Origin of the sequence: Pseudoalteromonas sp. CO325X, from assembly GCF_004208955.1 — a bacterium.
Lineage (GTDB): Bacteria > Pseudomonadota > Gammaproteobacteria > Enterobacterales > Alteromonadaceae > Pseudoalteromonas > Pseudoalteromonas ruthenica.
The window spans coordinates 52,157-78,550 of the sequence record NZ_SGPG01000010.1; the positions used below are offsets into that span (position 1 = coordinate 52,157).

At 47.7% G+C, this 26,394-nt stretch carries 21 protein-coding genes; 17 read left to right on the plus strand and 4 right to left on the minus strand.

From position 1 onward, the window contains the following. Nucleotides 1-14: 14 nt before the first annotated feature. Together nrdA and ubiG are read right to left on the minus strand one after the other, a co-directional pair. Complete coding sequence (nrdA, locus tag EXT46_RS03610; protein ID WP_022943829.1) at nucleotides 15-2,300, minus strand: class 1a ribonucleoside-diphosphate reductase subunit alpha; 2,286 nt, start codon at nucleotides 2,298-2,300, stop codon at nucleotides 15-17. A 518-nt stretch (nucleotides 2,301-2,818) separates the two neighbouring features. Further along, entirely contained in the window at nucleotides 2,819-3,529 is a 711-nt protein-coding gene (ubiG, locus tag EXT46_RS03615; RefSeq protein WP_022943831.1) for a bifunctional 2-polyprenyl-6-hydroxyphenol methylase/3-demethylubiquinol 3-O-methyltransferase UbiG, read from the minus strand. A 188-nt stretch (nucleotides 3,530-3,717) separates the two neighbouring features. Between ubiG and gyrA the strand changes: the two genes are divergently transcribed. The 10 genes from gyrA (at nucleotide 3,718) to EXT46_RS03665 (ending at nucleotide 14,426) form a co-directional block, all read left to right on the plus strand. After that, nucleotides 3,718-6,390: a DNA gyrase subunit A gene (gene gyrA / locus EXT46_RS03620; RefSeq protein WP_045978729.1), complete on the plus strand. Its 2,673-nt coding sequence runs from the start codon at nucleotides 3,718-3,720 to the stop codon at nucleotides 6,388-6,390. A gap of 129 nt (nucleotides 6,391-6,519) precedes the next feature. Next, nucleotides 6,520-7,602 carry a 3-phosphoserine/phosphohydroxythreonine transaminase gene (gene serC, locus EXT46_RS03625; protein WP_045978730.1) on the plus strand — a complete coding sequence of 361 codons (1,083 nt, stop codon included), beginning with the start codon at nucleotides 6,520-6,522 and terminating at the stop codon, nucleotides 7,600-7,602. Next, nucleotides 7,602-8,882 (plus strand): 3-phosphoshikimate 1-carboxyvinyltransferase, encoded by a 1,281-nt coding sequence (gene aroA, locus EXT46_RS03630; protein ID WP_130145265.1) that lies wholly within the window; start codon nucleotides 7,602-7,604, stop codon nucleotides 8,880-8,882. The genes serC and aroA overlap by 1 nt, the downstream gene beginning before the upstream one ends. 154 nt (nucleotides 8,883-9,036) lie before the next feature. Beyond that, entirely contained in the window at nucleotides 9,037-9,753 is a 717-nt protein-coding gene (gene cmk, locus EXT46_RS03635) for a (d)CMP kinase (protein WP_130145267.1), read from the plus strand. Nucleotides 9,754-9,848: 95 nt separating this feature from the next. Next, nucleotides 9,849-11,516, plus strand: coding sequence for a 30S ribosomal protein S1 (rpsA, locus tag EXT46_RS03640; protein ID WP_022943836.1), 1,668 nt, complete (start codon nucleotides 9,849-9,851; stop codon nucleotides 11,514-11,516). Nucleotides 11,517-11,577: 61 nt separating this feature from the next. Then, nucleotides 11,578-11,865, plus strand: coding sequence for an integration host factor subunit beta (gene ihfB, locus EXT46_RS03645; RefSeq protein ID WP_022943837.1), 288 nt, complete (start codon nucleotides 11,578-11,580; stop codon nucleotides 11,863-11,865). A gap of 21 nt (nucleotides 11,866-11,886) precedes the next feature. After that, nucleotides 11,887-12,183 (plus strand): LapA family protein, encoded by a 297-nt coding sequence (locus EXT46_RS03650; RefSeq protein WP_045978733.1) that lies wholly within the window; start codon nucleotides 11,887-11,889, stop codon nucleotides 12,181-12,183. A gap of 2 nt (nucleotides 12,184-12,185) precedes the next feature. Then, a complete protein-coding gene (gene lapB, locus EXT46_RS03655; RefSeq protein ID WP_130145269.1) occupies nucleotides 12,186-13,322 on the plus strand; it encodes a lipopolysaccharide assembly protein LapB in 1,137 nt (378 codons plus the stop codon). Nucleotides 13,323-13,333: 11 nt separating this feature from the next. Further along, nucleotides 13,334-14,041 (plus strand): orotidine-5'-phosphate decarboxylase, encoded by a 708-nt coding sequence (gene pyrF, locus EXT46_RS03660; protein WP_130145271.1) that lies wholly within the window; start codon nucleotides 13,334-13,336, stop codon nucleotides 14,039-14,041. 1 nt (nucleotide 14,042) lies between these two features. Next, entirely contained in the window at nucleotides 14,043-14,426 is a 384-nt protein-coding gene (locus tag EXT46_RS03665) for a hypothetical protein (protein ID WP_022943841.1), read from the plus strand. 18 nt (nucleotides 14,427-14,444) lie between these two features. Here EXT46_RS03665 and EXT46_RS03670 read toward each other — a convergent pair whose 3' ends face one another. Both EXT46_RS03670 and EXT46_RS03675 read right to left on the minus strand, forming a co-directional pair. Continuing rightward, nucleotides 14,445-15,284: a S1-like domain-containing RNA-binding protein gene (locus EXT46_RS03670; RefSeq protein WP_130145273.1), complete on the minus strand. Its 840-nt coding sequence runs from the start codon at nucleotides 15,282-15,284 to the stop codon at nucleotides 14,445-14,447. Continuing rightward, a complete protein-coding gene (locus EXT46_RS03675) occupies nucleotides 15,284-16,633 on the minus strand; it encodes a DEAD/DEAH box helicase (RefSeq protein ID WP_045978736.1) in 1,350 nt (449 codons plus the stop codon). Before EXT46_RS03675 ends, EXT46_RS03670 begins: the two co-directional genes overlap by 1 nt. A gap of 165 nt (nucleotides 16,634-16,798) precedes the next feature. Here EXT46_RS03675 and EXT46_RS03680 point away from each other — a divergent pair, with 165 nt between their 5' ends. The 7 genes from EXT46_RS03680 (at nucleotide 16,799) to EXT46_RS03710 (ending at nucleotide 26,372) form a co-directional block, all read left to right on the plus strand. Further along, nucleotides 16,799-17,785, plus strand: coding sequence for a rhodanese-related sulfurtransferase (locus EXT46_RS03680; RefSeq protein ID WP_022943844.1), 987 nt, complete (start codon nucleotides 16,799-16,801; stop codon nucleotides 17,783-17,785). 58 nt (nucleotides 17,786-17,843) lie between these two features. Beyond that, a complete protein-coding gene (locus EXT46_RS03685) occupies nucleotides 17,844-18,074 on the plus strand; it encodes a DUF6500 family protein (RefSeq protein WP_053911322.1) in 231 nt (76 codons plus the stop codon). Nucleotides 18,075-18,200: 126 nt separating this feature from the next. Then, nucleotides 18,201-19,271 (plus strand): endonuclease/exonuclease/phosphatase family protein, encoded by a 1,071-nt coding sequence (locus EXT46_RS03690; RefSeq protein ID WP_130145275.1) that lies wholly within the window; start codon nucleotides 18,201-18,203, stop codon nucleotides 19,269-19,271. A 303-nt stretch (nucleotides 19,272-19,574) separates the two neighbouring features. Continuing rightward, complete coding sequence (locus EXT46_RS03695; protein WP_130145277.1) at nucleotides 19,575-20,591, plus strand: efflux RND transporter periplasmic adaptor subunit; 1,017 nt, start codon at nucleotides 19,575-19,577, stop codon at nucleotides 20,589-20,591. 3 nt (nucleotides 20,592-20,594) lie between these two features. Continuing rightward, nucleotides 20,595-23,681 carry an efflux RND transporter permease subunit gene (locus EXT46_RS03700; RefSeq protein WP_130145279.1) on the plus strand — a complete coding sequence of 1,029 codons (3,087 nt, stop codon included), beginning with the start codon at nucleotides 20,595-20,597 and terminating at the stop codon, nucleotides 23,679-23,681. A gap of 88 nt (nucleotides 23,682-23,769) precedes the next feature. Beyond that, entirely contained in the window at nucleotides 23,770-25,665 is a 1,896-nt protein-coding gene (locus EXT46_RS03705; protein ID WP_130145280.1) for a DUF294 nucleotidyltransferase-like domain-containing protein, read from the plus strand. Beyond that, complete coding sequence (locus EXT46_RS03710) at nucleotides 25,665-26,372, plus strand: 3'-5' exonuclease (protein WP_130145282.1); 708 nt, start codon at nucleotides 25,665-25,667, stop codon at nucleotides 26,370-26,372. The genes EXT46_RS03705 and EXT46_RS03710 overlap by 1 nt, the downstream gene beginning before the upstream one ends. The last annotated feature ends 22 nt before the right edge of the window (nucleotides 26,373-26,394 follow it).

Here is a 26,394-nt window from a genome sequence, read left to right on the forward strand (position 1 = left end):
GCCGCATGCTGTAATTATATTTTACACGCGCCGCCTTCACAGCCGTCATCGGCTTGTTCTGGCTTAAGCTCGTCTTGCGAGTCAGCTGCACCATCACGAGTGTTATGGTAGTACAACGTTTTGACACCCAGCTTGTACGCGGTCAATAAGTCTTTAAGCAGTAACTTCATAGGTACTTTACCGCCTTCGAACTTGTTTGGATCATAGTTGGTATTGGCTGAAATCGTTTGGTCAACGAACTTCTGCATAATGCCAACAAGTTGCAAGTAGCCATCGTTAGAAGGGATATCCCAAAGTAACTCGTACTGCTCTTTCAAACGCTCATATTCAGGCACTACCTGCTTCAAAATACCGTCTTTGGATGCTTTAACGCTGATGTGTCCACGCGGTGGCTCAATGCCGTTCGTGGCATTAGAAATCTGCGATGATGTCTCTGAAGGCATTAACGCTGATAGCGTCGAGTTACGCATACCATGGGTTTTAATGCTTTCGCGTAGTCCATCCCAGTCAAGGTGTAACGGCTCGTCACACACACTATCGAGATCCTTCTTATAAGTATCGATAGGCATAATGCCTTGAGCATAGGTTGTTTCGTTAAACTTAGGACAAGCGCCTTTTTCTTTTGCTAATTCATTTGACGCTTTCATTAAGTAATATTGAATCGCCTCAAAAGTTTTGTGTGTTAGCGCGTTGGCGCTGCCATCAGAATAACGTTTGCCATTTTTAGCTAAGTAATAGGCAAAGTTAATGACGCCAATACCTAAAGTACGGCGGCCCATGGTGGCGTTATACGCTGCAGGAACAGGGTACTCTTGGTAATCCAACAGACTATCTAGGGCGCGAACACCTAGTTCGGCCAGCTCTTCGAGCTCGTCGAGTGAATTAATAGCACCGAGGTTAAATGCCGATAGCGTACACAAGGCAATTTCGCCTTCTTCGTCCATAACATTATTCATCGGTTTAGTCGGCAGCGCGATTTCTAAACATAAATTAGATTGGCGAATAGGCGCGACTTTAGCATCGAATGGGCTGTGAGTATTACAGTGATCCACGTTTTGCAGATAGATGCGCCCAGTGCTGGCACGCTCTTGCAAAAACATCGAAAACAGCTCAATGGCCTTGATACGTTTTTTGCGAATACTGTCGTCTTGTTCGTACTGCACATATAGCTGTTCGAACTTTTCTTGGTCTTCGAAAAAGGCATCGTACAAGCCTGGCACATCCGATGGACTGAACAAGGTAATGTGGCCGTCTTTAATGAGTCGGGTATACATCAGCTTATTAAACTGCACACCATAATCTAGATGGCGTACCCGGTTGTCATCGACACCTCGGTTATTTTTCAAGACCAGCAGGTTTTCCACTTCCAAGTGCCACAGTGGGTAGAAGAGTGTGGCTGCGCCGCCGCGCACCCCACCTTGAGAGCAGCTTTTTACTGCCGTTTGGAAGTGCTTATAAAATGGGATACAGCCTGTATGGTAGGCTTCACCGTTGCGGATTGGGCTGCCTAGGGCACGAATGCGTCCGGCGTTAATACCAATACCGGCTCGTTGTGATACGTATTTAACGATTGCAGAAGAGGTCGCGTTAATGGAATCTAGGCTATCGTCACACTCAATCAGTACACATGAGCTAAATTGACGAGTCGGTGTGCGCACACCCGACATAATCGGTGTTGGCAACGAAATTTTGAATGTAGAAACGGCATCGTAAAAGCGCTTAACATAGTCAAGACGCGTTTCTTTTGGGTATTCAGAGAATAAGCTGGCAGCCACTAATACATATAAAAATTGCGCGCTCTCGTAAATATCGCCAGTCACACGGTTTTGGACTAGGTATTTACCTTCCAACTGCTTTACTGCGGCGTAGCTGAAGTTTAAGTCTCGGCTATGATCAATAAAGGCATCCATTTGCTCGAACTCAGACTGAGTGTAATCAGTGAGTAAATGTTGATCGTAGCGTTTATCTTCAACGAGCTTAACTACGTGATCATACAGCTTCGGTGGCTCAAATTGGCCATAAGCTTTCTTTCTTAGATGGAAGATAGCAAGGCGAGCTGCCAAAAACTGATAGTCAGGAGTGTCTTTTGAGATCAGATCTGCTGCTGACTTAATGATTGTCTCATGAATGTCTTCGGTGCGGATACCGTCATAGAACTGAATATGGGACTTAAGTTCAACTTGTGAGACAGATACATTATTCAGACCTTCTGCCGCCCAAGTAATAACGCGATGGATTTTATCTAAATCCAGCGCTTCCTTACGTCCGTCGCGTTTACTAACAGATAGCTGTTGGTTCATAGTTATTGCCCGTATTTATAATTAGTTGTCTTAGCGCACGGCTGAGAAATACGTGTTGCCGCCCGTATTTACATCAGCGGATGTTACTTTACTGCCAGGATAGTGCTTCGCTATCACCTATTTATGAGTACAGCAGATTAAAGCACGGCCTAATTGGCCAAGATTTAAACACTATATATGGTGTTTTCATCACAGCGACTCACAAGATAGTGGGGTAGCGATGCTTTTGCAAGAGGCGCATACCTTGACAATCTGTGGATAACTACAAGGGGTTAGTGATCGTTAACCTTATAGCATTTTTAAAGCTGTATTTAGATGAAAATCAACGCCAAAAAAAACAATTTAAACGAAATTTTTGTACCGATAGCGACTGATTTTTTTATCATCAATACGCTTAAATTGTATTCGTGACGATCATTTCAAATCACTATATCTGGTGTTCAAAAATTAACAAGCCACCAGATATAGTGTATTCGTCATCCGCGAATTTGCCAATACAATGCGCGGATCATTTTCGATCACAGTAATTTTTCGAAGTGCAATAAATAGTTAACGCTAACGTCGTTGTTAAGGGTAAATTGTTTTGTCAGCGGGTTATAACTTAAGCCGGCGCTGTGACGCACTTTGAGCCCTTGTTGCTCAGCCCATGCTATAAGTTGCGAGGGGCGAATAAACTTACTATGGTCGTGCGTACCTTCAGGAACCATTTTTAGCACCTTCTCCGCGCCCACTATTGCCAGCAAATAGGCTTTAGTGGTTTTATTGAGCGTAGAGAAATACACGTTTGCTCCTGGTTTAGCGAGGCGGGCGGCGGCGGCAATAACCGACTCGGGCTCAGGCACATGCTCAAGCATTTCCATACAAGTGACCACATCAAACTGTTCACTGTGGTGCTCGCTAAATGCCTCGGCAGTGCTTAACTGATAATCCACTTTTACCCCAGACTCCAGCGCGTGCAGCTTGGCGACATTTAGCGGCTCTTGGCCCATATCAATTCCCGTGACTTGGGCGCCAAGCTTGGCCATGCTCTCAGCTAAAATTCCGCCTCCGCAGCCTATATCCACGGCCTGCTTCTGCGCCAGTCCTTGTGCGTGCTGGGCGATGAAATCCAGTCGCAGAGGGTTGATATCGTGCAGTGGTTTGAATTCGCCGTCGAAATCCCACCAACGTTCGGCAATGGCTTCAAATTTAGCTATTTCACTGTGGTCTACATTTTGATGTTCGGTCATATAAAACTTCCTCGTGTTTATGAGGCCATTATACGGGGGGATTTTCGCAAATCGCAAAGATTTAGCGCCTGTAAAATCAAAAATAATGTGATAGCATGAACGCAGATAATAACGACAAATGACAGTCGCTGATTCTCCTTCACTTTGTTGGGGACGGAAGCTGTCAATGAAGAAGGAAAGTGGAATCAATGACTGATCTCGCCAACGAAGTCCTTCCGGTTAATATTGAAGATGAGTTAAAAAATTCCTACCTCGATTACGCCATGAGTGTAATCGTAGGGCGTGCGCTTCCCGATGTGCGTGATGGGCTTAAGCCTGTTCACCGTCGTGTGTTGTTCGCCATGAATGAACTCCGCAATGACTGGAATAAACCCTATAAAAAATCGGCTCGTGTAGTCGGTGATGTAATTGGTAAATACCACCCCCATGGCGACAGTGCAGTGTACGACACCATCGTACGTATGGCGCAGCCATTCTCCTTGCGTTACATGCTTGTTGATGGTCAAGGTAACTTTGGCTCGGTAGATGGTGACTCAGCGGCAGCGATGCGTTATACCGAAGTGCGTATGGCGAAGCTATCACAAGAGCTACTGGCTGACTTAGAAAAAGAAACTGTAGACTTTGTGCCGAACTACGACGGCACCGAGCAAATCCCAGATGTGTTGCCGACCAAAGTGCCTAACTTACTCGTCAATGGTTCTTCGGGTATTGCCGTCGGTATGGCGACTAACATACCGCCGCATAACCTCACCGAAGTGATCAATGGTTGTTTGGCGCTTATTAAAGAGCCGGAAACCACGATTGAAGAATTGATGGACTACATTCCTGGTCCTGATTTCCCTACTGCAGCCATTATCAATGGCAAAAAGGGCATTGAGCAGGCTTATAAAACCGGCCGTGGGAAGATTTATATCCGCGCTCGTGCCGATGTCGAAGTGGATGAAAAAACCGGGCGCGAAACCATTGTTGTCCATGAAATCCCGTACCAGGTTAACAAAGCGCGCTTGATTGAAAAAATCGCCGAACTGGTTAAAGACAAGAAGATTGAGGGGATCAGTGCGCTGCGTGATGAGTCTGATAAAGACGGTATGCGCATTGTTATCGAGGTAAAACGCGGCGAAGTCGGCGAAGTCATCCTCAATAACCTGTACGCACAAACGCAAATGCAAACAGTGTTTGGCATGAACATGGTTGCCTTAGATGGCAATCAGCCACGTTGTTTCAACCTCAAAGAGATGCTTGAAGCCTTTATTCTGCATCGTCGTGAAGTGGTCACTCGCCGGACTGTATACGATTTACGTAAAGCCCGTGACCGTGCACACACCCTTGAAGGCCTTGCTATTGCCCTGGCGAATATCGACCCGGTCATTGAGCTGATCCGCAAGTCGCCAACACCGGCCGAGGCGAAAGAAGCGTTAGTATCTCGCCCGTGGGAGCTCGGCAATGTAAAAGCCATGCTGGAAAAAGCCGGTGATGATGCTGCGCGTCCAGACTGGCTTGCTGATGGCCTAGGTATTCGCGATGGTCAATACTATCTATCAGAGCCCCAAGCTCAGGCTATTTTGGAGCTGCGCTTACATAAGCTGACAGGCCTAGAGCACGGTAAAATCCTTGATGAATACCAAGAGCTACTTGAGCTTATCGCTGAGTTGTTACATATCCTCGGTTCACCTGAGCGTTTGATGGAAGTGATCCGTGACGAGTTAGTATTGATTAAAGACACCTATGGCGATGAACGTCGTACTGAAATCAGTGCTGCGGCGCACGACATCAGCTTGGAAGATTTAATCAACGAAGAAGATGTGGTGGTGACCTTGTCCCATGAAGGCTATGTTAAGTACCAGCCTTTGAGTGATTATGAGGCCCAGCGTCGAGGCGGTAAGGGTAAGTCGGCAACGAAGATGAAAGATGAAGATTTCATCGAACGCTTACTGGTCGCCAATACCCACGACACCATTTTATGCTTCTCCAGCGCAGGGCGTTTGTATTGGCTGAAAGTCTATCAATTGCCACTTGCCAGCCGCGCAGCGCGTGGTAAGCCGATTGTTAACTTACTTCCGCTCGAAGCTGATGAACGTATCACCACGATATTACCTGTGCGTGAATACGAAGAAGACAAGTTTATTGTCATGGCGACCGCCAGCGGTGTTGTTAAGAAAACGCCACTGACGGCCTATAGCCGTCAACGCGCCAGCGGCATCATCGCGATTAATCTGAACGAAGGGGATAGCTTAATCGGTGCACGTATCACCACTGGTGAAGACGACATCATGCTATTTACCGAGCACGGCAAAGTAGTGCGTTTCAATGAGAAACAACGCGACGCTGAAACGGGTGAAGTTAAACGTGACCCTGAAACGGGCGAAGAACTGCTCGCTCTGCGTCCTATGGGCCGCACTGCGACAGGTGTTCGTGGCATCAAGATGCCAGACGACGTCAAAGTGGTATCGTTAATTGTACCGCAAGGGGATGGCGCTATCCTGACCGTGACTGAGAATGGCTATGGTAAACGCACACCATTAGAAGAGTATCCTGCTAAGAGTCGAGCGACACAAGGCGTGGTCTCAATTAAAGTGAGCGAGCGCAATGGCCCTGTAGTTGGTGCGGTGCAAGTCGATGACAATGATGAAATCATGATCATTTCTAATCGCGGGACCTTAGTACGTACTCGTGTTAATGAAGTGTCTCGCGTTGGCCGTAACACGCAGGGGGTCATTTTGATCCGTACCATTGACGGTGAGGCTGTGGTTGGGTTACAACGTATCGAAGAAATCGATGATGAAGACCTAGTCGAGATAGAGCAAAATGAGGTGCCAGAAAATTCACAGGCACCCACTGCAGGCGATGACACGCCTGAGTAAATCTCTTAGTATATGAAAGCGGCTTCGGCCGCTTTTTTTATTTGTTGATAATACCTTTCGAGCACTTAATCGTGGTGCATAGCGTCCTAGGTGTTATCCATACGCATATGGAATGAGGAAATAGAAGTAATGAGCGTATACAACTTTTGTGCAGGCCCTGCCATGTTGCCACCCGAGGTTATGAAAAAGGCACAGAGTGAATTTTTGGATTGGCAAAATCTTGGAGTATCGGTGATGGAAGTGAGTCACCGAGCCGAGCCGTTTTTAACCATGGCGCAACAGTGCGAGGCGCGTTTGCGCCGGTTAATGAACATTAGCGATGATTTTGCCGTGCTCTTTATGCATGGTGGCGGTCGTGGTCAATTTGCCGCTGTGCCAATGAATTTGCATTTGGACGATGCACCAGCGGTGTATGTTAATACCGGTATTTGGTCTGACGGCGCGGCGACAGAAGCGCGTAAGTACACCGATGTGGTTGAACTGAACGTACGTGATGACCGTGATGGTCAGTTTGGCGTAACACCGGTGGCGCAATGGCCATTGCCTGAAAAAGCCAGCTACATTCATTATTGCCCTAATGAAACCATTGATGGTGTTGAATTATTTGACGTGCCTCGCCACCCTAGTGCGCCCATCGTGGCCGATATGTCGTCGATGATTCTATCGCGGGAAATCAATGTTGATGACTTTGATGTTATTTACGCCGGTGCGCAAAAAAATATTGGTCCTTCAGGGCTTGCTATTGTGATTGTTCGTAAGACGCTGCTTGAGCGCCAAGGTCTGCCGCGCCCAGGAATACTGGATTACGCGGTGGAGGCCAAGCAGGGCAGTATGTATAACACGCCGCCGACCTTCGCTTGGTATCTGGCTGATGAAGTATTTAAATATCTCGAGGAGCACGGTGGTGTTCCAGCTATGCAGCGCCATAATAAAAATAAAGCGGCCATCTTGTACGATTACATCGATAGCTCCTCGTTTTACAATAATAAAGTGGACAAAGCCTGCCGCTCATTGATGAATGTACCGTTTTGGTTGAATGACGAGCGTCATAACGAGCGCTTCTTAGCGTTGTCTAAACAAGCGGGCTTGCTGGCGTTAGAAGGGCATCGTTTTGTTGGCGGAATGCGTGCGAGTATCTATAACGCCATGCCGGTTGCCGGTATTGAAGCGCTAGTGACCTTTATGGATGAGTTTGCCAAGGAGCATGGGTGATGGAGTCATTACATTTAGCGCCAATTAAAGGCGTCAATGGCGAGGTCACCCTCCCAGGTTCAAAAAGTCTTTCTAACCGCATCTTATTGCTGGCAGCGCTTGCACAGGGCAATACCACGGTGACCAACCTGCTCGATAGCGATGATATTCGTCATATGCTTGCAGCGCTCTCGGCCTTAGGGGTTAAGGTTGAATTGAGCGATGATAAAACGCAGGCTGTGGTGCACGGGCGGGGCGGTGAACTGGATACCCCAGATGAAGCTTTGTTCCTTGGTAACGCGGGCACCGCATTTCGACCACTGACTGCGGTGCTAGCAGCAACTTCGGGCTCTTTCACACTGACAGGCGAGCCGCGCATGGAAGAGCGTCCGATTGGTCACTTGGTGGATGCGCTACAGTCCCTCGGAGCCGATATTCACTACAGCAAACAGCGCCACTATCCGCCGTTGGTGATTCACGGTCAAGGACTCAGCGGGGGGGAAGTAAGCATTGATGGCAGTATTTCCAGTCAGTTTCTGACCGCTTTATTGATGGCCGCTCCGCTGTTTCAGGGGGATACCAACATCAGCATTAAAGGTGAGTTAGTCTCTAAGCCCTATATAGATATCACCCTTGGGGTGATGGCGAAATTTGGTGTCCATGTTGAACATGACAATTATCAACGCTTCTATGTCAAAGGCGGACAAACATACCAAAGCCCTGGACGCATTATGGTTGAAGGCGACGCTTCCTCAGCATCTTACTTTGTTGCGGCGGCAGCCATTGCTGGCGGTGAAATCACCATTCATGGTGTTGGCTCGCAAAGTGTACAAGGAGATATCGGCTTTGCGAAGGTTATGCAGCAGGTGGGGGCTGACATTGATTGGTATGATACCAAGTTGGTTGTGCGCAAAGGTACACTCAAAGGCGTGGACATTGACGCCAATGCGATCCCTGATGCAGCAATGACCCTGGCAACAGTCGCACTGTTTGCAAAGGGCAAAACGGCAATTCGTAATATCTATAATTGGCGAGTCAAAGAAACCGACCGGTTACATGCAATGGCAACCGAGTTGAAGAAGTTGGGCGCTGAGGTCATAGAGGGTGAAGACTATATCGAAATCACCCCGGTAGCAGAGATTAATGATGTTGCCATCGATACTTATAACGACCATCGTATCGCGATGTGCTTTTCGTTGGTTGCTGTGGGCGGGTGGCCTGTCACTATTAACGACCCGAATTGCACCGCGAAAACCTTCCCTACCTATTTTGATACACTGTCACACGTCAGTCAGTACTAGCCTTTGCAGCCTGTTTACGCTTTTTCGCAAGCAGGCTGATACTTGATCTGTTACAAAACAATATTAAAAAACTACTGTAATGACGCGAATTTGCAGAAAAGTTCGCGTATAATACCGCCGATTTTAATGTTTGCTGTGCATGCAGGAGGTTTGAATGCAGGCATCAATGCCGGTGATCACCATTGATGGGCCAAGTGGCTCAGGCAAGGGTACGGTGTGTCGCTTACTTGCACAAAAATTAGGCTGGGACGTGCTTGATAGTGGTGCAATTTACCGGGTGTTAGCGCTCGCGGCGTTACACCACCAAATAGCCCTAGATAGCGAAGAGGCCCTTGTTCCTCTGGCGGCGAATTTAGATGTGCAATTCGAGTTTGATAACGAGACCGACTCGAGCAAGATTATCCTTGAGGGTGAAGAAGTCACCCATGGCATTCGCAACGAAGAAGTCGGCGCTGCGGCGTCTAAAGTTGCCGCGCTGCCGCGTGTACGCGAAGCATTACTGCGCCGTCAGCGCGCATTTCGCAGCGAGAACGGCTTAATCGCCGATGGCAGAGATATGGGCACGGTGGTGTTCCCCGACGCTGAGGTGAAGATTTACCTCACTGCCAGTGCCGAAGAGCGCGCCGAGCGCCGTTTTAAAGAGTTGAAGGAGCGTGGCCTGGATGTTACACTAGGTGGTCTACTCGAGGACATTAAAGCACGTGACGAACGTGATATGAATCGCAGCGCGGCACCCCTTGTGCCAGCGGATGATGCTATCACTGTTGATACAACGCAGCTCAATGCCGAACAGGTGTTCGCTCAGGTTAATAAGATCCTAGAAGATGCGGTCTTAGCCGGCAAACTCCCGCATACGAGTATAAAAGACTAATTTATTTCACATTGGCAGGATGCTGATGTTTTACTAATAACCCCGCTGAGCAGTGACGCGATGTGGAGAATTTAACTTATAGAGACGTATTAAGTATGTCAGAAAATTTTGCGCAGTTATTTGAAGAAAGCCTACAGGATTTTGAAGCTCAACAGGGCTCAATCGTAAAAGGTACCGTAATCTCTATCGAGAACAACATCGTTCTTGTAGACGCTGGCCTAAAGTCAGAAAGTGCCATTCCTGCAGAGCAGTTCAAAAATACTGCTGGTGAACTAGAAGTTGCCGTTGGTGACGAAGTAGATGTAGCACTAGACGCTATCGAAGACGGCTTCGGTGAAACTATTCTTTCTCGTGAAAAAGCGAAGCGCCACGAAGCGTGGATTCGCCTTGAAAAAGCGTGTGAAGAAAACGAAACAGTTACTGGTGTTATCAATGGCAAGGTTAAAGGCGGCTTCACTGTTGAAGTAGATTCAATCCGTGCCTTCCTACCTGGTTCACTTGTTGATGTTCGTCCAGTACGTGACACCACTCACCTTGAAGGTAAAGAGCTAGAGTTCAAAGTAATCAAGCTTGACCAGAAGCGCAACAACGTTGTTGTTTCACGTCGTGCTGTTATTGAGTCTGAAAACTCAGCTGAACGTGAAGAGCTACTTGCTAACCTTGTTGAAGGTCAAGAAGTTAAAGGTATCGTTAAAAACCTTACCGATTACGGTGCGTTCGTAGATCTAGGTGGTGTAGACGGTCTACTACACATCACTGACATGGCGTGGAAGCGTGTTAAGCACCCTTCAGAAATCGTAAATGTTGGCGACGAAATCAACGTTAAAGTACTTAAGTTCGACAAAGAGAAAACACGTGTTTCTCTAGGTCTTAAGCAGCTTGGCGAAGATCCATGGCAAGAAATTGCTAACCGTTACCCAGAAGGCGCTAAGCTAACTGGTCGTGTAACTAACCTAACTGACTACGGTTGCTTCGTTGAAATCGAAGAAGGCGTAGAAGGTCTAGTACACGTTTCTGAGATGGATTGGACTAACAAGAACATCCACCCATCTAAAGTAGTATCACTAGGTGATACTGTTGAAGTAATGGTACTAGAGATCGACGAAGAGCGTCGTCGTATTTCTCTAGGTCTTAAGCAGTGTAAAGCGAACCCTTGGCAGGAATTTGCGCGTCTTAACAACAAAGGCGACCAAGTTACTGGTAAGATCAAGTCTATCACTGACTTCGGTATCTTCATCGGTCTTGAAGGCGGCATCGACGGTCTTGTACACCTATCTGATATTTCTTGGAACACGCCTGGCGAAGAAGCTGTACGTGAATACAAGAAAGGTGACGAGATCACAGCTATCGTTCTTCAAGTTGACCCAGAGCGTGAGCGTATCTCTCTAGGCGTTAAGCAAATCGAAGCGGATCCTTTCAATAACTACCTAGACGCAAACAAAAAAGGTGCTATTGTTAAAGGTAAAGTGACAGCTGTTGATGCTAAAGGTGCAACAGTTGAGCTTGCTGAAGGCGTTGAAGGTTACATCCGTGTAGCAGACATCGCTCAAGAGCGTGTAGAAGATGCAACTGCAGTTGCTTCTGAAGGCGACGAAATCGAAGCGAAGTTTGTTGGCGTAGATCGTAAGAACCGCGCTATCAGCCTTTCGGTAAAAGCGATTTACGAAGCTGAAGAGAAAGAAGCGCTTGAGAAACTGAAGGCAGATGAGCCTCAGTTCGAAAACGCTATGGCTGCTGCATTTAAAAATGCACAAAAAGACTAAGCTTTAGTCGAGTCTAGGAAGGGCGCAAGCCCTTCCTTTTGTAAGCACTTGAGGAAACATTATGACCAAGTCAGAGTTAATAGAACAGCTTGCAGAACAACACTCACACATCCAAGCACGTGATGTTGAAAATGCCGTAAAAGAAATTCTAGAACAGATGGCCGGCTCGCTCTCTAGCGCCGAGCGCATCGAAATTCGCGGCTTTGGTAGCTTTTCCCTTCATTACCGTGCACCACGTACAGGCCGAAATCCAAAAACCGGCGAAACCGTTGAACTAGACGGTAAATATGTCCCTCATTTTAAACCAGGCAAAGAATTGCGCGATCGCGTTAACGAGAGCATACAATAATAACAACGGAGTCGTTACCGAGTGAAGGTTGTAAAAATCGTTCTTTTTGTACTGTGTGTTTTTATTGCCTTCGTATTGGGTTCGCAAAATCCACAGTCTGTTCAAGTAAATTATCTTATTGCTAGCGCTCAACTACCACTTGCTGCCCTTATCAGCGTGTGCTTTGTTATTGGCCTATTAGTCGGTTGCTTTGTAAGTTTCCGTGTGTTTTCCAAGTTAAAGTGGCAAAACTATCGCTTACAGCGACGCAATACCAAGCTAGCCCGTGATTCCAACAATGACATAGGCCCTGAGCCTGCCACTGAAAAAGACGGTTAGCCATGCTTGAACTGTTGTTTTTACTCTTGCCTGTAGCTGCGGGCTACGGCTGGATAATGGGTAAAAACAGTGCCAAAAACCAAGCCCATCAACATAATCGCAAAATCACCGCCGAATACAGTAAAGGCCTTAAGTACCTGCTTGATAGGGAAGAGGATCAAGGCCTTGAACACCTTATTCAATTACTCGAGGTCTCTGCGGACTCGGTTGAGCATTACTTGACCTTAGCGGCATTATTTCGCAAGCGGGGCGAGCTTGACCGCGCCATCAAGATTCATGAGTTATTACTTGAGCACCCTAACTTAAATCAAGATCAGCTCACTGAAAGTCGCTTAGAGTTAGCACAGGACTATATCTTGGCTGGATTGCTTGATAGCGCAGAAGAGCACCTACTTATCCTTGTTAAAGGGAAGCGTCAGCAGGCCATTGAACCGCTGATCACCTTATACTCACAAACGCGAGAGTGGCAAAAAGGCGTTGAGTTATACCAACGTCATGCCCATTTATTCATTCACAGCCAACAACGTATTGCGATTGCTAATTTTTACTGTGAGGCAGCCCTTAACAGTCAGCAAACAGAGTTGATGTCACAAGCCTTAGGAGTAGGCGAGCCGAGTATTCGGCCCTTATATGAACTTGGGTTACAGGCTTATCAACGGGAAGACTATGTGCAAGCAATTCACTATTGGCGTGACTTAGTCACTCAATTTACCCGCTGCTCACCGTTAGTGATTGATAAGCTAGCCAACGCCTATCATCATTTGAACTTACAGCAACAGTTCGAGCAATTGTTGAGTGAGCTGGTAGAGCAAGGCGGTGTCCTTCTTAAAATTCATTATTGCCAGCATTTATTAACACGAGGCGAAAACCAAGCGGCTATGGAGTTTCTCACCAAAAGCTTGAAGAAACAGCCGAATATCCGTGGCTTTCGTTTTCTGTTACAATTATTGGCTGGTCAAAATGCCCAACTCGATGAGGCATTAAACCCCATAGATAAACTGATCCAATCATATATAGACACCAAGGCAGACTATCAATGTCAGCATTGTGGTTTTGAAAGCCATAGCCATTACTGGTTATGTCCTTCATGTCGACACTGGGAGTCTATACAGCCAAGCCGTGGGCTTGATGGTTTTTAAACAGGAAAAAAATGAGCTCTGTTGATTCTAAAAAAGTATTGATCGCCTTAGATTATGACGACCAAGACAAAGCCTTAGCTTTTGTAAAGCAATTATCACCTAGCACTTGCCGCTTAAAAGTAGGCAAAGAAATGTTTACGTTGTTTGGTCCCGGTTTTGTCAAACAATTGGTGGATTTGGGCTTCGATGTATTTCTCGATTTGAAATTCCATGATATTCCTAACACTGTTGCTAAAGCGGTGACTGCGGCTGCAAAATTAGGGGTATGGATGGTTAATGTGCATGCCAGTGGCGGTGTGGCAATGATGGAAAAGGCGAAAGCAGCATTGACTCCTTTCGGTGACAAAGCGCCGTTACTGATCGCGGTGACCGTCCTTACCAGTATGGATGAAATACAATTAAAACAATTAGGTATTGATAAATCCCCACAAGAACAAGTATTGTATCTAGCCAAGCTTGCACATCAGGCTGGTCTTGATGGTGTAGTTTGTTCAGCGCAAGAAGCGCAGTTATTAAAATCACAGTTGGGGTCAGAGTTTACACTGGTGACACCAGGGATCCGCCCAGCAGGAAGCGATGCCGGGGACCAAAAACGTATAATGACACCAGAGCGAGCCGTTGCGAGCGGCAGCGACTATCTGGTTATTGGTCGTCCAATCACGCAAGCTGCTGATCCAGTTGCGGTATTAACTGAGATTAATGAGAGTCTAGGAGACTAAGGTGAAATACATTCTGCTGATAGCCCTCATTGTGGCCGCAGGTTACTATTATCATCGCCAGAGCACCGCAGAAAGTAATGCGCGCGCACTGGCGCTGTTGATTGAACAGGTAGAATACCAAGATGTGGATCTATTTGCTCTGAAAGAGGCGTTGGCAAAACGTGTCTATGCGATTTGCGCCAATAATGAAGCAATGCTGTTGGAATCTGGGCGTTCAGTGGGTAATTGTATGGAAGGCCATGATATTAAGCGTGTAGAGTGTGAAGGGCGTATCTTTCGGCTTGCTCCGTTGAGTATTAGTAACCGCTCAGAATTGCTTGATTATTCTAAGCGTTATGTACGCTGCGCATTGCCTTATGATGACCTTCGTTATCAATCCTACTAATCTACGTGAAAACGCGACTTAAGGTCGCGTTTTTAATGTGATTCGTGTGGCCTCGATATCAATAAGTTGATCTTTAAACAGACCACCAATAGCCTTTTTAAAGTTCGCTTTTGAGGTGCCAAACTGGCGTTTTATGGCCTCCGGCGCAGATTTATCTCCAAGCGGCAACACGCCACTACCGTCTTTTAACGCTTGCAGTATTTGCTCTTTAAGCGGGTCTAGCTTTGCTATCCCTTGCTTTTCTAAGACAATATCAAGCTTGTCATCTTCGCGGCACTGCAAGACGAACGCGTTAAGCTGTTGACCAACGTAAAGCGGACGATGTACGCGATTATGAAAAATAAGTCCCCAATGACTATCATCGACAATCACTTTGTAGCCTAAGTCGGTTTTAGCAGCCACCATGATGTCAACGGCATCGTTGAGCTGGTAACGAGGCTTTGCGTGACCGACGAATTTATTGAGGTTACTGGATGCACAAATACGTTTGGAGGCATTGTCCAGGTAGAGCTTTACTAAATAACTATTTCCCTCTCGCATTCGGGGTTTTTGTTCGTTAAAGGGTACCAACAAGTCTTTATCCAGACCCCAATCTAAAAAGGCGCCGGTTTTGTTGACTTGTTTAACTTGTAAAAAAGCAAAATCGCCCACTTGCGCTAATGGTTTTTTTCGAGTTGCGGTGGCGTGGCCCATACTATCTAAATAGACAAATACGCCTAAGCTATCACCTTGCTGTAAATCATCGGGCAGCTCAGAGGCAGGTAAAAATACTTCACCGAGTTCGGTGCTTCGCAAATACGCGCCTTCGCCTGCGACTTCCTCAACAAACAGCGTTTGCCATTGACCTAATTCACTCATTATTCGCTCTCTGTGTCGTTATTTTTTTTAGGCTTGCGTTTTACGCCCATGCTGTTCGGATCAAACGGTGCGGGTTGCGCCACTTTTACCTGCATAGGTTTACTTTTCTTGCGCTTAGCAAGAGGTTTTTTAGATGTTGCTGGCTTAGTTTTATCCTGGGGCTTTTTCTTTGTATTCGCTGGCGGTTTTGGACGAGTAAAGCCTTTAAACTTGCCGACTAGCCCCTCCACTTCACTGAACGGCAAAGGACGGCGCATAAATTGGTTTATCGCTAGGTAACTTTGCCAATCTTTCGGCCCCACTAATGAAATGGCATGACCTTTAAAGCCCGCGCGGCCAGTACGACCAATACGGTGAATGTATTCTTCCGCATGTTTTGGCAAGTCAAAATTGATTACATGGGTGACGTTAAGCAAATCGAGGCCCCGTGACGCCACGTCGGTGGTAACCAACACTTGGTATAGCCCACGGCTAAAGGCATCCATAATATCCAGCCGTTTGCTTTGCGCCAGCGTACCCGCGAGAGCGACGGCCTTAAAACCTTGCGCTGTGAGCTTGTTACACAAGCGCTCGGTATCATCTCGTGTGGCGGTAAAAATAATACACTGACCAACATTCTCTTGGGCAATAAAGTGATCGAGCAGGGCCTCTTTATGGTCGAGGTGATCCGCCAAATACAGATGCTGTGAGATATCGCTATGCTCATCTGTGGCGGCACTAATGGTCACGCCCTTAGGGTTGCGTAATAGGTTACGCGAGAGCGCACCGACCTGAGCGTGCTCCAAAGTAGCTGAAAACAAAAGGCTTTGGCGCAGACGATGATCTGCGGCCGCATTGATACGCTCAACTTGCTCGGTAAAACCGAGGTCAAGGATGCGGTCGGCCTCATCAAAAATGAGCAATTCCAGGCCGCCTAATTGTAATGAGCGGCCATCAAGGTGGTCGGCAATTCGCCCTGGCGTGCCAATCACAAAATGTGGATTCTTGCGCAGCGCCTTAACTTGGTCGTTAAAGTTCTCACCGCCAATCACTTTTGTTCCCGACAGTGCCGTTCCGGCTATCAGTAAACGTAGCTGTGAGTATACTTGTGACGCTAACTCGCGAGTCGGGGTGACAATTACTACACGGGGGTCGCGCTTTGATAGGGCCCGCTGCTTCATAACCCGTTGCACTGCAGGTAATAAGAAGGCAAGCGTCTTACCTGACCCGGTTTTTGATTGCGCAAATAAGTCATGGCCAGCGAGTGCCAAGGGTATGGCCTGCGCTTGGATATCGGTGGGCGTGGTAATACCTTGATGCGTTAGTTGCCCACACAGTCGAGAATCGATACCCAAATCACTAAATTGCAAATTAACTCTCCAAAATTACAGTTTATCCACCGCTATTATAACGTAATGAGACAGTTCACTGGCAGTGAATTTTGCGTTTTTCACCACAATCAGTAAAATACGCCGACCATTGCGCCGGATTTACGATTCGGTTTCGTTTTAAAAGCACTGAAGGTAACAGTTACTATGTCTGATCAATACGTCGTGTGCGCGCTGTATAAGTTTGTTGCGCTGCCTGATTTCGAACAACTTCGTCAACCTCTTTTAGATGTCATGCTTGCCAATGACGTACGTGGTACGTTACTGCTTGCCAAAGAGGGTATCAACGGTACGGTCGCGGGTAAACGCGAAGGGATTGATGCTTTACTAGGGTGGCTTGATAAGCAACCTAACCTCGCTAATATCGTTACCAAAGAGTCTTTTGACGATGAATGTCCTTTCTACCGCACCAAAGTGAAGCTGAAAAAAGAAATAGTCACCATGGGTGTTGAAGGTATTGACCCACGAGAAGTGGTGGGCACCTATGTGAAACCTAAGGATTGGAACGCGTTGATAAGCGACCCTGAAGTGGTGTTGGTGGATACCCGTAACGATTACGAGATAGAAATTGGTACCTTTAAAAATGCCGTTGATCCGCAAACAAAAACGTTCCGCGAATTTCCAAATTGGGCGGAGCAAAACCTTGACCCTAAAAAGCACAAAAAAGTAGCCATGTTCTGTACTGGCGGTATTCGCTGCGAAAAATCCACAGCTTATATGAAAGAGCAGGGTTTTGAAGAGGTCTACCACCTTGAGGGCGGTATTCTTAAGTACTTAGAAGAAGTGCCTAAGGAAGAGACCATGTGGGAAGGTGAGTGCTTTGTATTCGACAACCGTGTTGCTGTGGATCATGACCTAAACAAGGGTCAATACGACCAATGTCATGCCTGTCGTATGCCTATTACTGAAGACGATAAGCAAAAGCCGCAGTACATGCAGGGTGTGTCTTGTCATCACTGTCATGACAGTTTGAGCGAGGAGCAGCGCCAACGTTTTGCAGAGCGTCAAAAGCAAATTGACTTGGCGAAGCAGCGTGGTGAGGGTCATATTGGCCATGAGGCCCAAGAAATGCTACAAAAGCGCAAAGAGCAAAAGCAAAAGCTCAAAGAACAGCAACGCGCCGCGAGCAAATAATTAGCCACCGAAAAGGAAGTGTTGAACGCTTCCTTTTTCGTTTTAAAGAGCAAGGATGATGAGAGCGACATTACGCAGCACAATGATAGCTAAATGCGAGCAACAAATAGCGCGCAAAGGGGAGCAGGTAGGGTTATCTTTCTACGCTTTTTTCAAAAATAAAAATGATGACCCAGAGCTGCTGATGGAGGCGGCTACTTGGTGGATTCACACCCATCGGCTCGATCATTTTGAAAAAGCACATAAAGTAAAGAGCCTATTAATCAATGAGCAGTCTTTATCGTCGTGACGACCACAACGACCTACCTATCACCATCAACTGTATATAACGCACTTTTTTTTCATAAGCTTATGTGCTTTTATAAAAAGCTGTGCAGGGCGCAAAGCCGAATTAAAACAATTAGAAGGAAAGGCCATGTTTGAGGCGCTTGGGGTAGTCACTTTGTTTCTCGTTTTAGCGACCTGTTTACCCCTATTACCTATCGGTCATTGGAGTGTTCGGGGTTTTGATTTCCCGCGTTTACAGTTTGCGACCATCGCGACTCTTTTACTAATATTGCAAGCATACTTTCTTTCTTTTGCAAGCACTGCATCTTGGCTCATGGTCACCGCGACGCTCGGTTGCTTGCTATGGCAATTATGGTGGGTGTTACCGTATACGCCAGTGTGGCGTAAAGAAGTGCATAGTTGTCAGAGCCAAGATAGTGACAACAGCCTAAGTATTTTGGTTTCTAACGTGCTCATGACCAACCGCAATAGCAAAGCTCTGCTTGCGCTTATTCATGAACATAACCCCGACGTGGTGATCACTTTGGAGTCTGACCAATGGTGGCAGGACCAACTGGATGTGTTGTTAGCGCAAAGACCGCATAGTATAAAGTGTCCGTTGGATAACCTCTATGGTATGCATGTTTATTCGCGCTTAGCCATAGAAAACAATGAGATACGTTATTTAGTCGAGGATGATGTGCCATCTATTCATGGCGACTTGGTACTGCGCTCAGGGAATAAAGTGCGGGTGCATTTCCTTCATCCAGCGCCACCGAGTCCCACTGAAAATAGCCATTCTACTCCCCGTGATGCTGAATTATTGGTGGTGGCTCGACGTGTGGCTGAGCAATCGATACCGACGCTTATAACCGGCGATCTAAACGATGTCGCTTGGTCGCGTACTACACGGTTATTTAGAAAAGTCAGCGGCCTGTTAGACCCGCGTATAGGTCGCGGGTTATTTAATACCTTTCATGCTGATTACCCCTTGGTGCGCTGGCCGTTGGATCACTTATTTCACTCTCGCCATTTCACCTTAAATGAGATTCGGCCACTGCCTAATATTGGCTCAGATCATTTCCCATTGTACGCTTCACTTACTTTCTCCCCGCAGCAGGGCCACCAGCAGCAGGGAATAGACGCAGATGCACAAGATAAGCAACAAGCGCAGGAGATAGCGGCGCAAAAGCCAGTGACAAAAGAGGACGTGCTTTGAGCTAAGTTATTGGCTCAAAGTAGCGTTTATTTCCGCATCCACCCGGTGTCGAGCCTAACAATCACCCCTTGATTATCCACAAAGTAAAGATATGCAAAGTCAGCATGAGTCTGCAGCTATGTGTGATTCAATAACGCTATGTATTGTATTTCCCAAAAAGGGGAAGCGATTAGTCGCATTACAGTGGTCACTGACCGAGCTTAGCGTCAAGGCTGATCACAGAGCTGTTACACTACGTACACAGAGTATTAATTTAAAGCGGCCAATGGTTGTGGCCAACAACAATAATGAAGGTGGAGTTCCTTGAAGCAGGTATTTTGTGCATTAATTTGTAGTTTCATAGTATCTAGCAATGCGCTGGCCGCTGAGGGCAAGCGTGTGGTCGTCAATGCCGTAAGCCAAGAGCGAGCACAGCAGCAAGTTCAGGCGGTCGGCAGTACGGAGGCGATTCGCTCGGTCGTGCTTTACCCAGCAGTGGGGGACCGCGTCACCGGTGTGTATTTTCAGCCTGGGGATGAAGTGCAGGCTGGCGACTTGCTATTGGAGCTTGATTCACGCTTGCAAAGTGCGGCGCTTCAAGAAGCGCAAATACAATTAGCTGATGCAGAGCGAACATTAAAACGCTTAGAAGACAGCTTCGCTAAAGGTGCTATCCCTAAAAGCGAACGTGACGATGCGCTGACGCAGCGAGACTTAGCCAAAGTGGCGCTGCAAGTGGCAAAAGCAGAGTTGCAAGACCGTCAAGTGCGCGCTCCTTTCAGTGGAGTAATGGGGCTGACCGACGTGGAAGTCGGCGATCGCATCACCGAGCAAACCGCGATTGCGAGTATTGATGATATCAGTGCCTTGTACATTAACTTTAAAGCCCCAGAAGCAGCTGTGCCTATGCTGCGCGATGGTGCCAGTGTCACCGTGGTACCATGGCACACGCAAAAACAACTCAGTGCCGATATCGCTTATATGGACTCACGAATCGATGCGCAAAACCGCACCATTCGTGTCAAAGCAAAAATAGCCAACGACAATGAACAGTTTATCCCGGGCATGGGTTTTCGTGTCAATCTAAAGATGCAAGGGCAGGCTTATTCGGTTGTCCCAGAAGCCGCTCTGTTATGGGGGGCAACGGGCCCGTATGTGTGGAAAAGCGTCGATAACAAAGCCACTCGCGTTGATGTAAAAATAGCGCAACGGTTATCCGGGCGTTTGCTTGTAAGCGGTGATTTAAATGCCGGTGATTACCTCATAGTCGAAGGGGTACAAAGCTTACGACCTCAGCAAAGTGTGCGCTTTGAGCAACCCGCATTGGCACGCAAGGAGTAAGTGATGAGCGAGCAAACATCTGCCCACATCCAAGACTTGCCGTCGATGGCGATTCGCCGCCCGGTCCTCATCGTCGTACTCAACCTACTCATTATTATTGCCGGCATTGCCGCTATTGCAGGCGTTGAGGTGCGTGAGCTACCCGATGTCGACCGCCCCCGTATTACTGTGTCAGCGTCTTTCCCTGGTGGCTCTCCGGAAACGGTCGATACGGAAGTGACGAGCAAGCTTGAGGGCGCAGTAGCCCGCGTAAGTGGCGTAAAGTCAATTCGTGCACAAAGTGAGGAAGGCAGTTCTCGTATCGTGGTCGAGTTTCGCCCAGGTGTGAACCTTGATGATGCCGCGAACGAAACGCGAGAATCGGTGGCACGGGTTCAACGCGAACTCCCTGAAGAGGTCGAGCGTGTTTCAATAATCAAAGCCGATAATGACGCTGAGGCGGTGGTGTCATTGACGGTCAGCAGTGAGGCGTTGTCCTTGGAAGCGCTAACAGAGCGAGTTGAGACTGATTTAGCACCGCAATTTCTGACCATTCCCGGTGTCGCTGATGTACGCCTCAATGGCGACCGAGAGCGGGTGCTGCGAGTGCGTATCGACCCACTTAAACTGAGCAGCTTTAACCTGACTGTCCCCGATGTTGCTGATGCCCTGCGCCAAGCGCCCTTTGATGTGCCGGCGGGGAGCTTAAAATCGAATGATCAGCAATTAATCGTGCGCGCCGATGCCACTTCGGTCACGGCCGAGCAGGTGGGCGATATTATCGTCGGCGATGATACCCGCATTGCCGATATCGCAGCGGTCTATTTTGGCCCGGCCGACCCACGCTCCATGGTGCGCTTAGATGGCCAGCCTGTAATAGGCATGGAAGTGATCCGCCAAGCCCAATCTAATACCATCGAAATTTCTGATGAAGTGCTATCGCTATTAACTCAAATGCGTGAGCGTTTCCCTGAGATGACTTTCACACTGACCTCGGATGATGCTCAGTTTATCCGCAGCTCAGTGGATGAGGTGTTGAATTCTTTGGTGCTCACCGTGATTTTGGTGGTCATTACCTTATGGGTGTTTATTGGTTCATGGCGTGCCACCTTAGTTCCGGCCTTCGCCATTCCTGTGGCGCTGGTGGGGTCGTTAGCGCTGATTTGGGCACTGGGCTTTTCTATTAATATTTTAACCTTGCTGGCCCTGGTATTAGCGACCGGGTTGATAGTGGATGATGCCATTGTTGTCAGTGAAAATATTCAGCGCCAACGAAGCTTGGGCCTTGGGCGTCGTGCGGCTGCTGTAGTGGGAACGCGCGAGGTGTTCTTTGCCGTGGTGGCAACAACCGCCGTGTTAGCCGCTGTTTTCGTACCCATCGCATTTTTGCCCTCTACCGCAGGAAAATTATTTCGTGAATTTGGTGGTGTATTAGCCGGGGCAGTCATTATATCCAGCTTTGTGGCGTTGTCCTTAGTGCCTGCTTTGACATCGAAACTAAAATTAAAAAGCGGCGGCAAACATGTGTTTGGCAAAGTAGGGCAGGCGCTGGCTAATGTTTACAACTGGTGTATCCACAAAGTACTTAACCATGCTTGGCTTACGTTAATTGCCTGTGCTTTGGTGGCAGTGGCGTCGGGGGCACTGTATACGCAACTAGAGAATGAGCTTTTACCGAGTGAAGACAGAGGTAAAATTCGTATTTTTGCTCGTGGGCCTGATGGTGTCGGTCTCAATTTTATGGACCGCCAAGCCAAGGAAATGGAAGATATTCTGTTGCCTTACGTCGAAAGTGGCGAAATTGAATCTATCTACACCGTGGTTGGGCAGTGGGATCCGAATATTACCTTTATCACTGTGCCATTAAAGCATTGGGATGAGCGTCATTTTAGCCAACAGGAAATTATTAACAAAATTCGCGGGCCATTAGGCGATATCCCCGGCGCACCAGCGCGCGCATTTGGTTCTAATAGTTTGAATCTGCGCGGTCAAGGGGGTGGGGTCGAGCTGGCATTATTGGGCCAAGACTATGAGCAAATTTTTGTTGCTGCCCAACAATTCGCCGCTGAAGTGGAAAAGGCTATCCCACAAGTGGCGCCAGTACGCATTTCTTATCAGCCGTCGCAGCCGCAGCTGCGAGTTAATATCGATCGCCGTCGGGCACAAGAGCTGGGTGTTGATCTAAGTGACATTGCCATCACCTTACGCGCAGCCATCAATGGCGACGACGTGGCGGATTTAAATGTCGGTGACCAATCTATCCCGATTATGCTGCAAGCACAAAATCGTACTATCAATTCTCCTAGCGACCTAGCAAATCTGTATGTTGGTGCCAGCAATGGTCAATTGGTGCCGTTGAGCTCGGTTGCTAATATCAGCGAAGAGGGGGTAGCTGCAGAGCTGGAGCGCCATGCGCAGCGCCGCGCCATAGAAATGGATATGGAGCTGCCACCGGAAATGCCAATGGCGCAGCTTGTTGAGCAGTTGCGAGACTTATCGCAGCAGCACTTGCCCAGTGGCATCACTTTGGCATTCAAAGGCGAGGCATTAACCTTTGAAGAAACGGCTAATGAAGTACTGATGACCTATGTCTTGGCCTTTGTCATTGTGTTATTGGTACTGGCAGCGCAATTCGAAAGTGTTAACAGTGCTGTGGTGGTGATGATCACAGTGCCTTTCGGTATCACGTCGGCGATTTTAGCTCTGTATCTAACCGGTACGTCGCTGAATATCTATTCGCAGATTGGTTTAGTGATGCTGATTGGCTTGATTGCTAAAAACGCAATCTTGCTGGTGGAGTTTGCCGATCAACTGCGTGACCGAGGACACCCTGTGCGAGAGGCGGTTGAGCGTGCTGCGCTGGTGCGTTTACGCCCTATTGCGATGACCTTAGTGTCCACCTTATTGGGGGCCTTACCACTGATTTTATCCACTGGTGCAGGGGCTGAAGCGCGCAATGCCATCGGTTGGGTGGTCTTCGGCGGTTTGGCGTTAGCGGTGCTATTTACCTTATTCCTCACTCCGGTGATTTACTTAGGACTGGCGCGTTTCACCTCGCCACGAGGTGATGAAAGCAAACAATTGGCGCAGGAATTAGAACAAGCGCATTAATAAATAAATGTCCGCACCCGGTGCGGACATTTTTTTTTCAGCAATTTTGTATTAAGCTCAGTGTATTAGCACCTTTAAAGGCAGCACTATGCAAGCTGAGCAAATCGAAATTGCACAATTTTTGAGTGCCCATCCACCCTTTGACGATCTCCCCGAAGATGCCCTTAATAATCTTGCTCAACAGGTTGAGGTAGCTTATTTCCGTGCCGGCTCTGACATTCTCAACTATGGCGATGATATTTCCGATTTGTACGTGATCCGCAGTGGCTCAGTAGAGTCGTATCGGCGCAATGGGGACTTGTACAACCGTATGGACGAAGGCGGGATCTTTGGCCAAATGGGCTTACTGATGAACCGTAAAGTGCGCTTTCCCGTCAAAGCAATGGAAGACACGCTGGTGTACTGCATTAGTGTTGAGCTATTTAGTGACTATTGCGATAAATTTGAGCCATTTGCGGATTATTTTGAAGCAGATGGCAATGTTCGTTTGCACCAAGCCGTTGTTGAGCAAGCTGATAGTAATGATTTGACTACCGCCAAACTCAAGGTGTTATTACATCGTGATGTGGTTACTGTAAGCACCACGGCCAGTGTCCAGGAGGTTGCGGCTTTGATGACCCAAGAGAGCGTATCCAGTGTCTTGGTGACTGATGCCAACAAGCCTCTTAGCGATGACCCAGAAGAAGATGATGGGCAAGTCGTGGGTATTATTACAGATCGCGATATACGCACTAAGGTTGTGGCGCAGGGGCAGTCTTTAGACATCGCTGCTGAGCAAGTTATGTCGACTAACCTTACGCTGTTAGATGCCAACGACTATGTCTTTGAAGCCGTGTTAGCGATGCTGCGTGATAACTTGCACCATTTGCCGGTATTGCATAAACGTCGGCCAATCGGTGTCATTTCACTTTCTGATATTTTGCGCTATGAGTCGCAAAGTAGCCTATTGTTAGTGCGCGGTATCCTCGCGCAGCAAAGCGTTGAAGACCTCACTCATTACGCTCGGCAATTACCCTCTGTGTTTGTGCGTATGGTTAATGAAGATGCCAATTCACATATGATAGGCACTGCGATGGCGGTGATTGGTCGTACGTTTAAACAACGGCTGTTAGCATTAGCAGAAGAAAAGCTAGGACCTCCTCCTATCCCTTATTGTTTTATCGCGTTAGGTTCAATGGCGCGAGATGAACAATTGATAGTGACGGACCAAGACAATGCCATTATTCTTGATGACAGCTTTGATGAAGCGCAGCATGACGAGTACTTTCAAGCGCTGGCGGACTTTGTCTGTGATGGGCTCGCTGCGTGCGGGTACAGCTATTGCGAGGGTGAAATTATGGCATCGTTTAAAAAATGGCGCCTTACACGCTCGCAGTGGCGAGACACATTTGCATCGTGGATAGCTGAGCCTAAACCTCAGGCGCTACTGCATTGCTCTATCTTTTTTGACCTCGATGGCGTGTGGGGCAAAACTAAATGGGCCGACGCACTAAAATCCTTTATTGCTAAAGAAGCCAAAGCAAACCGTCGCTTCCTTGCTAACATCGCCTCCAATGCGCGAAATAGAACTCCGCCACTGGGGTTTTTTAAAGGGTTCGTACTCGAACATGATGGTGAACACAAGCGCTCAATTAACCTTAAACGCCGTGGTACAGCGCCGTTGACTGACGTGGTGCGGGTCCATGCCTTAGCGGTCAGCTCGCGTAAGCAAAACTCTTTTGAACGCCTAGAAGATATTATTGAAGCGAAGCTATTGCCTGAAGGCAAGGCACAGGATCTGCGCGATGCACTTGAATACATTGCCATGACCCGTATTCGTCACCAAGCATGGCAAATAGAGCAAGGCGAATCACCGGACAACCACTTAGACCCGCATTTGCTATCGCCTTTTGAGCAACGAAACCTCAAAGAGGCTTTTGCGATTTTAGAAAAAGCACAAAGCTTCTTAAAATTCCGCTATCAAAACGGCGCTGGGTTGAAGTAATGGCTAACAAAGCGTCTTTGCTTGATTGGCCATCGCGTTATCAAGCACTAGCGAAACAATGCCAGTCGCCGCAACTGAGGCAGTTTTATCAAGCTGGTATCCCCGCTGGAGATACCCCTTTAGAACATGTGCCATTTGCGGCTTTAGATTTTGAAACCACAGGTTTAGATGCTCGCAACGATGATATTGTCAGTATTGGTGTGGTGCCGTTTAGTTGGCATCGCATTTATTGCCAACGATCGGGGCATTGGTTGGTCAAGCCAAGCCAGCAACTGGCAGAATCGTCCATTGTTATTCACGGTATTACCCATTCTGAAATTGCTAATGCTCCGGATTTAACCGCCGTATTAGCGCCTGTAATTGAGGCTCTCGCTGGGCATGTAGCCGTGGTTCACTACCATGCGATTGAGCGGCCGTTCTTCTTCAATGCATTAGAGCGGCGCATAGGTGAGGGGATCGAGTTTGCGTTAATTGATACCATGGATGTTGAGCACCAAGCGCTACTAGCACGTCGTGGCTTATTAGGTCGGCTATTTAAAGATAAGATTGGCTCTTTGCGCTTGGGGGACACTCGGCTGCGCTATAATCTGCCGGCCTATCAGGGTCATAACGCATTGACAGATGCTCTTGCGACCGCCGAATTACTGCAAGCGCAGTTGCGTTATCATTATCGCCCTGACACACCGCTGTCGCAGTTATGGAAGTGACACCCTAAATACAAAAAAACGC

Coding starts and splice junctions, on each gene's coding strand:
- nrdA (WP_022943829.1), bottom strand. CDS start 2,300: ATGAACCAACAGCTATCTGTTAGTAAACGCGACGGACGTAAGGAAGCG.
- ubiG (WP_022943831.1), bottom strand. CDS start 3,529: ATGACCGAACATCAAAATGTAGACCACAGTGAAATAGCTAAATTTGAA.
- gyrA (WP_045978729.1), top strand. CDS start 3,718: ATGACTGATCTCGCCAACGAAGTCCTTCCGGTTAATATTGAAGATGAG.
- serC (WP_045978730.1), top strand. CDS start 6,520: ATGAGCGTATACAACTTTTGTGCAGGCCCTGCCATGTTGCCACCCGAG.
- aroA (WP_130145265.1), top strand. CDS start 7,602: ATGGAGTCATTACATTTAGCGCCAATTAAAGGCGTCAATGGCGAGGTC.
- cmk (WP_130145267.1), top strand. CDS start 9,037: ATGCAGGCATCAATGCCGGTGATCACCATTGATGGGCCAAGTGGCTCA.
- rpsA (WP_022943836.1), top strand. CDS start 9,849: ATGTCAGAAAATTTTGCGCAGTTATTTGAAGAAAGCCTACAGGATTTT.
- ihfB (WP_022943837.1), top strand. CDS start 11,578: ATGACCAAGTCAGAGTTAATAGAACAGCTTGCAGAACAACACTCACAC.
- lapB (WP_130145269.1), top strand. CDS start 12,186: ATGCTTGAACTGTTGTTTTTACTCTTGCCTGTAGCTGCGGGCTACGGC.
- pyrF (WP_130145271.1), top strand. CDS start 13,334: ATGAGCTCTGTTGATTCTAAAAAAGTATTGATCGCCTTAGATTATGAC.
- EXT46_RS03670 (WP_130145273.1), bottom strand. CDS start 15,284: ATGAGTGAATTAGGTCAATGGCAAACGCTGTTTGTTGAGGAAGTCGCA.
- EXT46_RS03680 (WP_022943844.1), top strand. CDS start 16,799: ATGTCTGATCAATACGTCGTGTGCGCGCTGTATAAGTTTGTTGCGCTG.
- EXT46_RS03685 (WP_053911322.1), top strand. CDS start 17,844: ATGAGAGCGACATTACGCAGCACAATGATAGCTAAATGCGAGCAACAA.
- EXT46_RS03690 (WP_130145275.1), top strand. CDS start 18,201: ATGTTTGAGGCGCTTGGGGTAGTCACTTTGTTTCTCGTTTTAGCGACC.
- EXT46_RS03700 (WP_130145279.1), top strand. CDS start 20,595: ATGAGCGAGCAAACATCTGCCCACATCCAAGACTTGCCGTCGATGGCG.
- EXT46_RS03705 (WP_130145280.1), top strand. CDS start 23,770: ATGCAAGCTGAGCAAATCGAAATTGCACAATTTTTGAGTGCCCATCCA.
- EXT46_RS03710 (WP_130145282.1), top strand. CDS start 25,665: ATGGCTAACAAAGCGTCTTTGCTTGATTGGCCATCGCGTTATCAAGCA.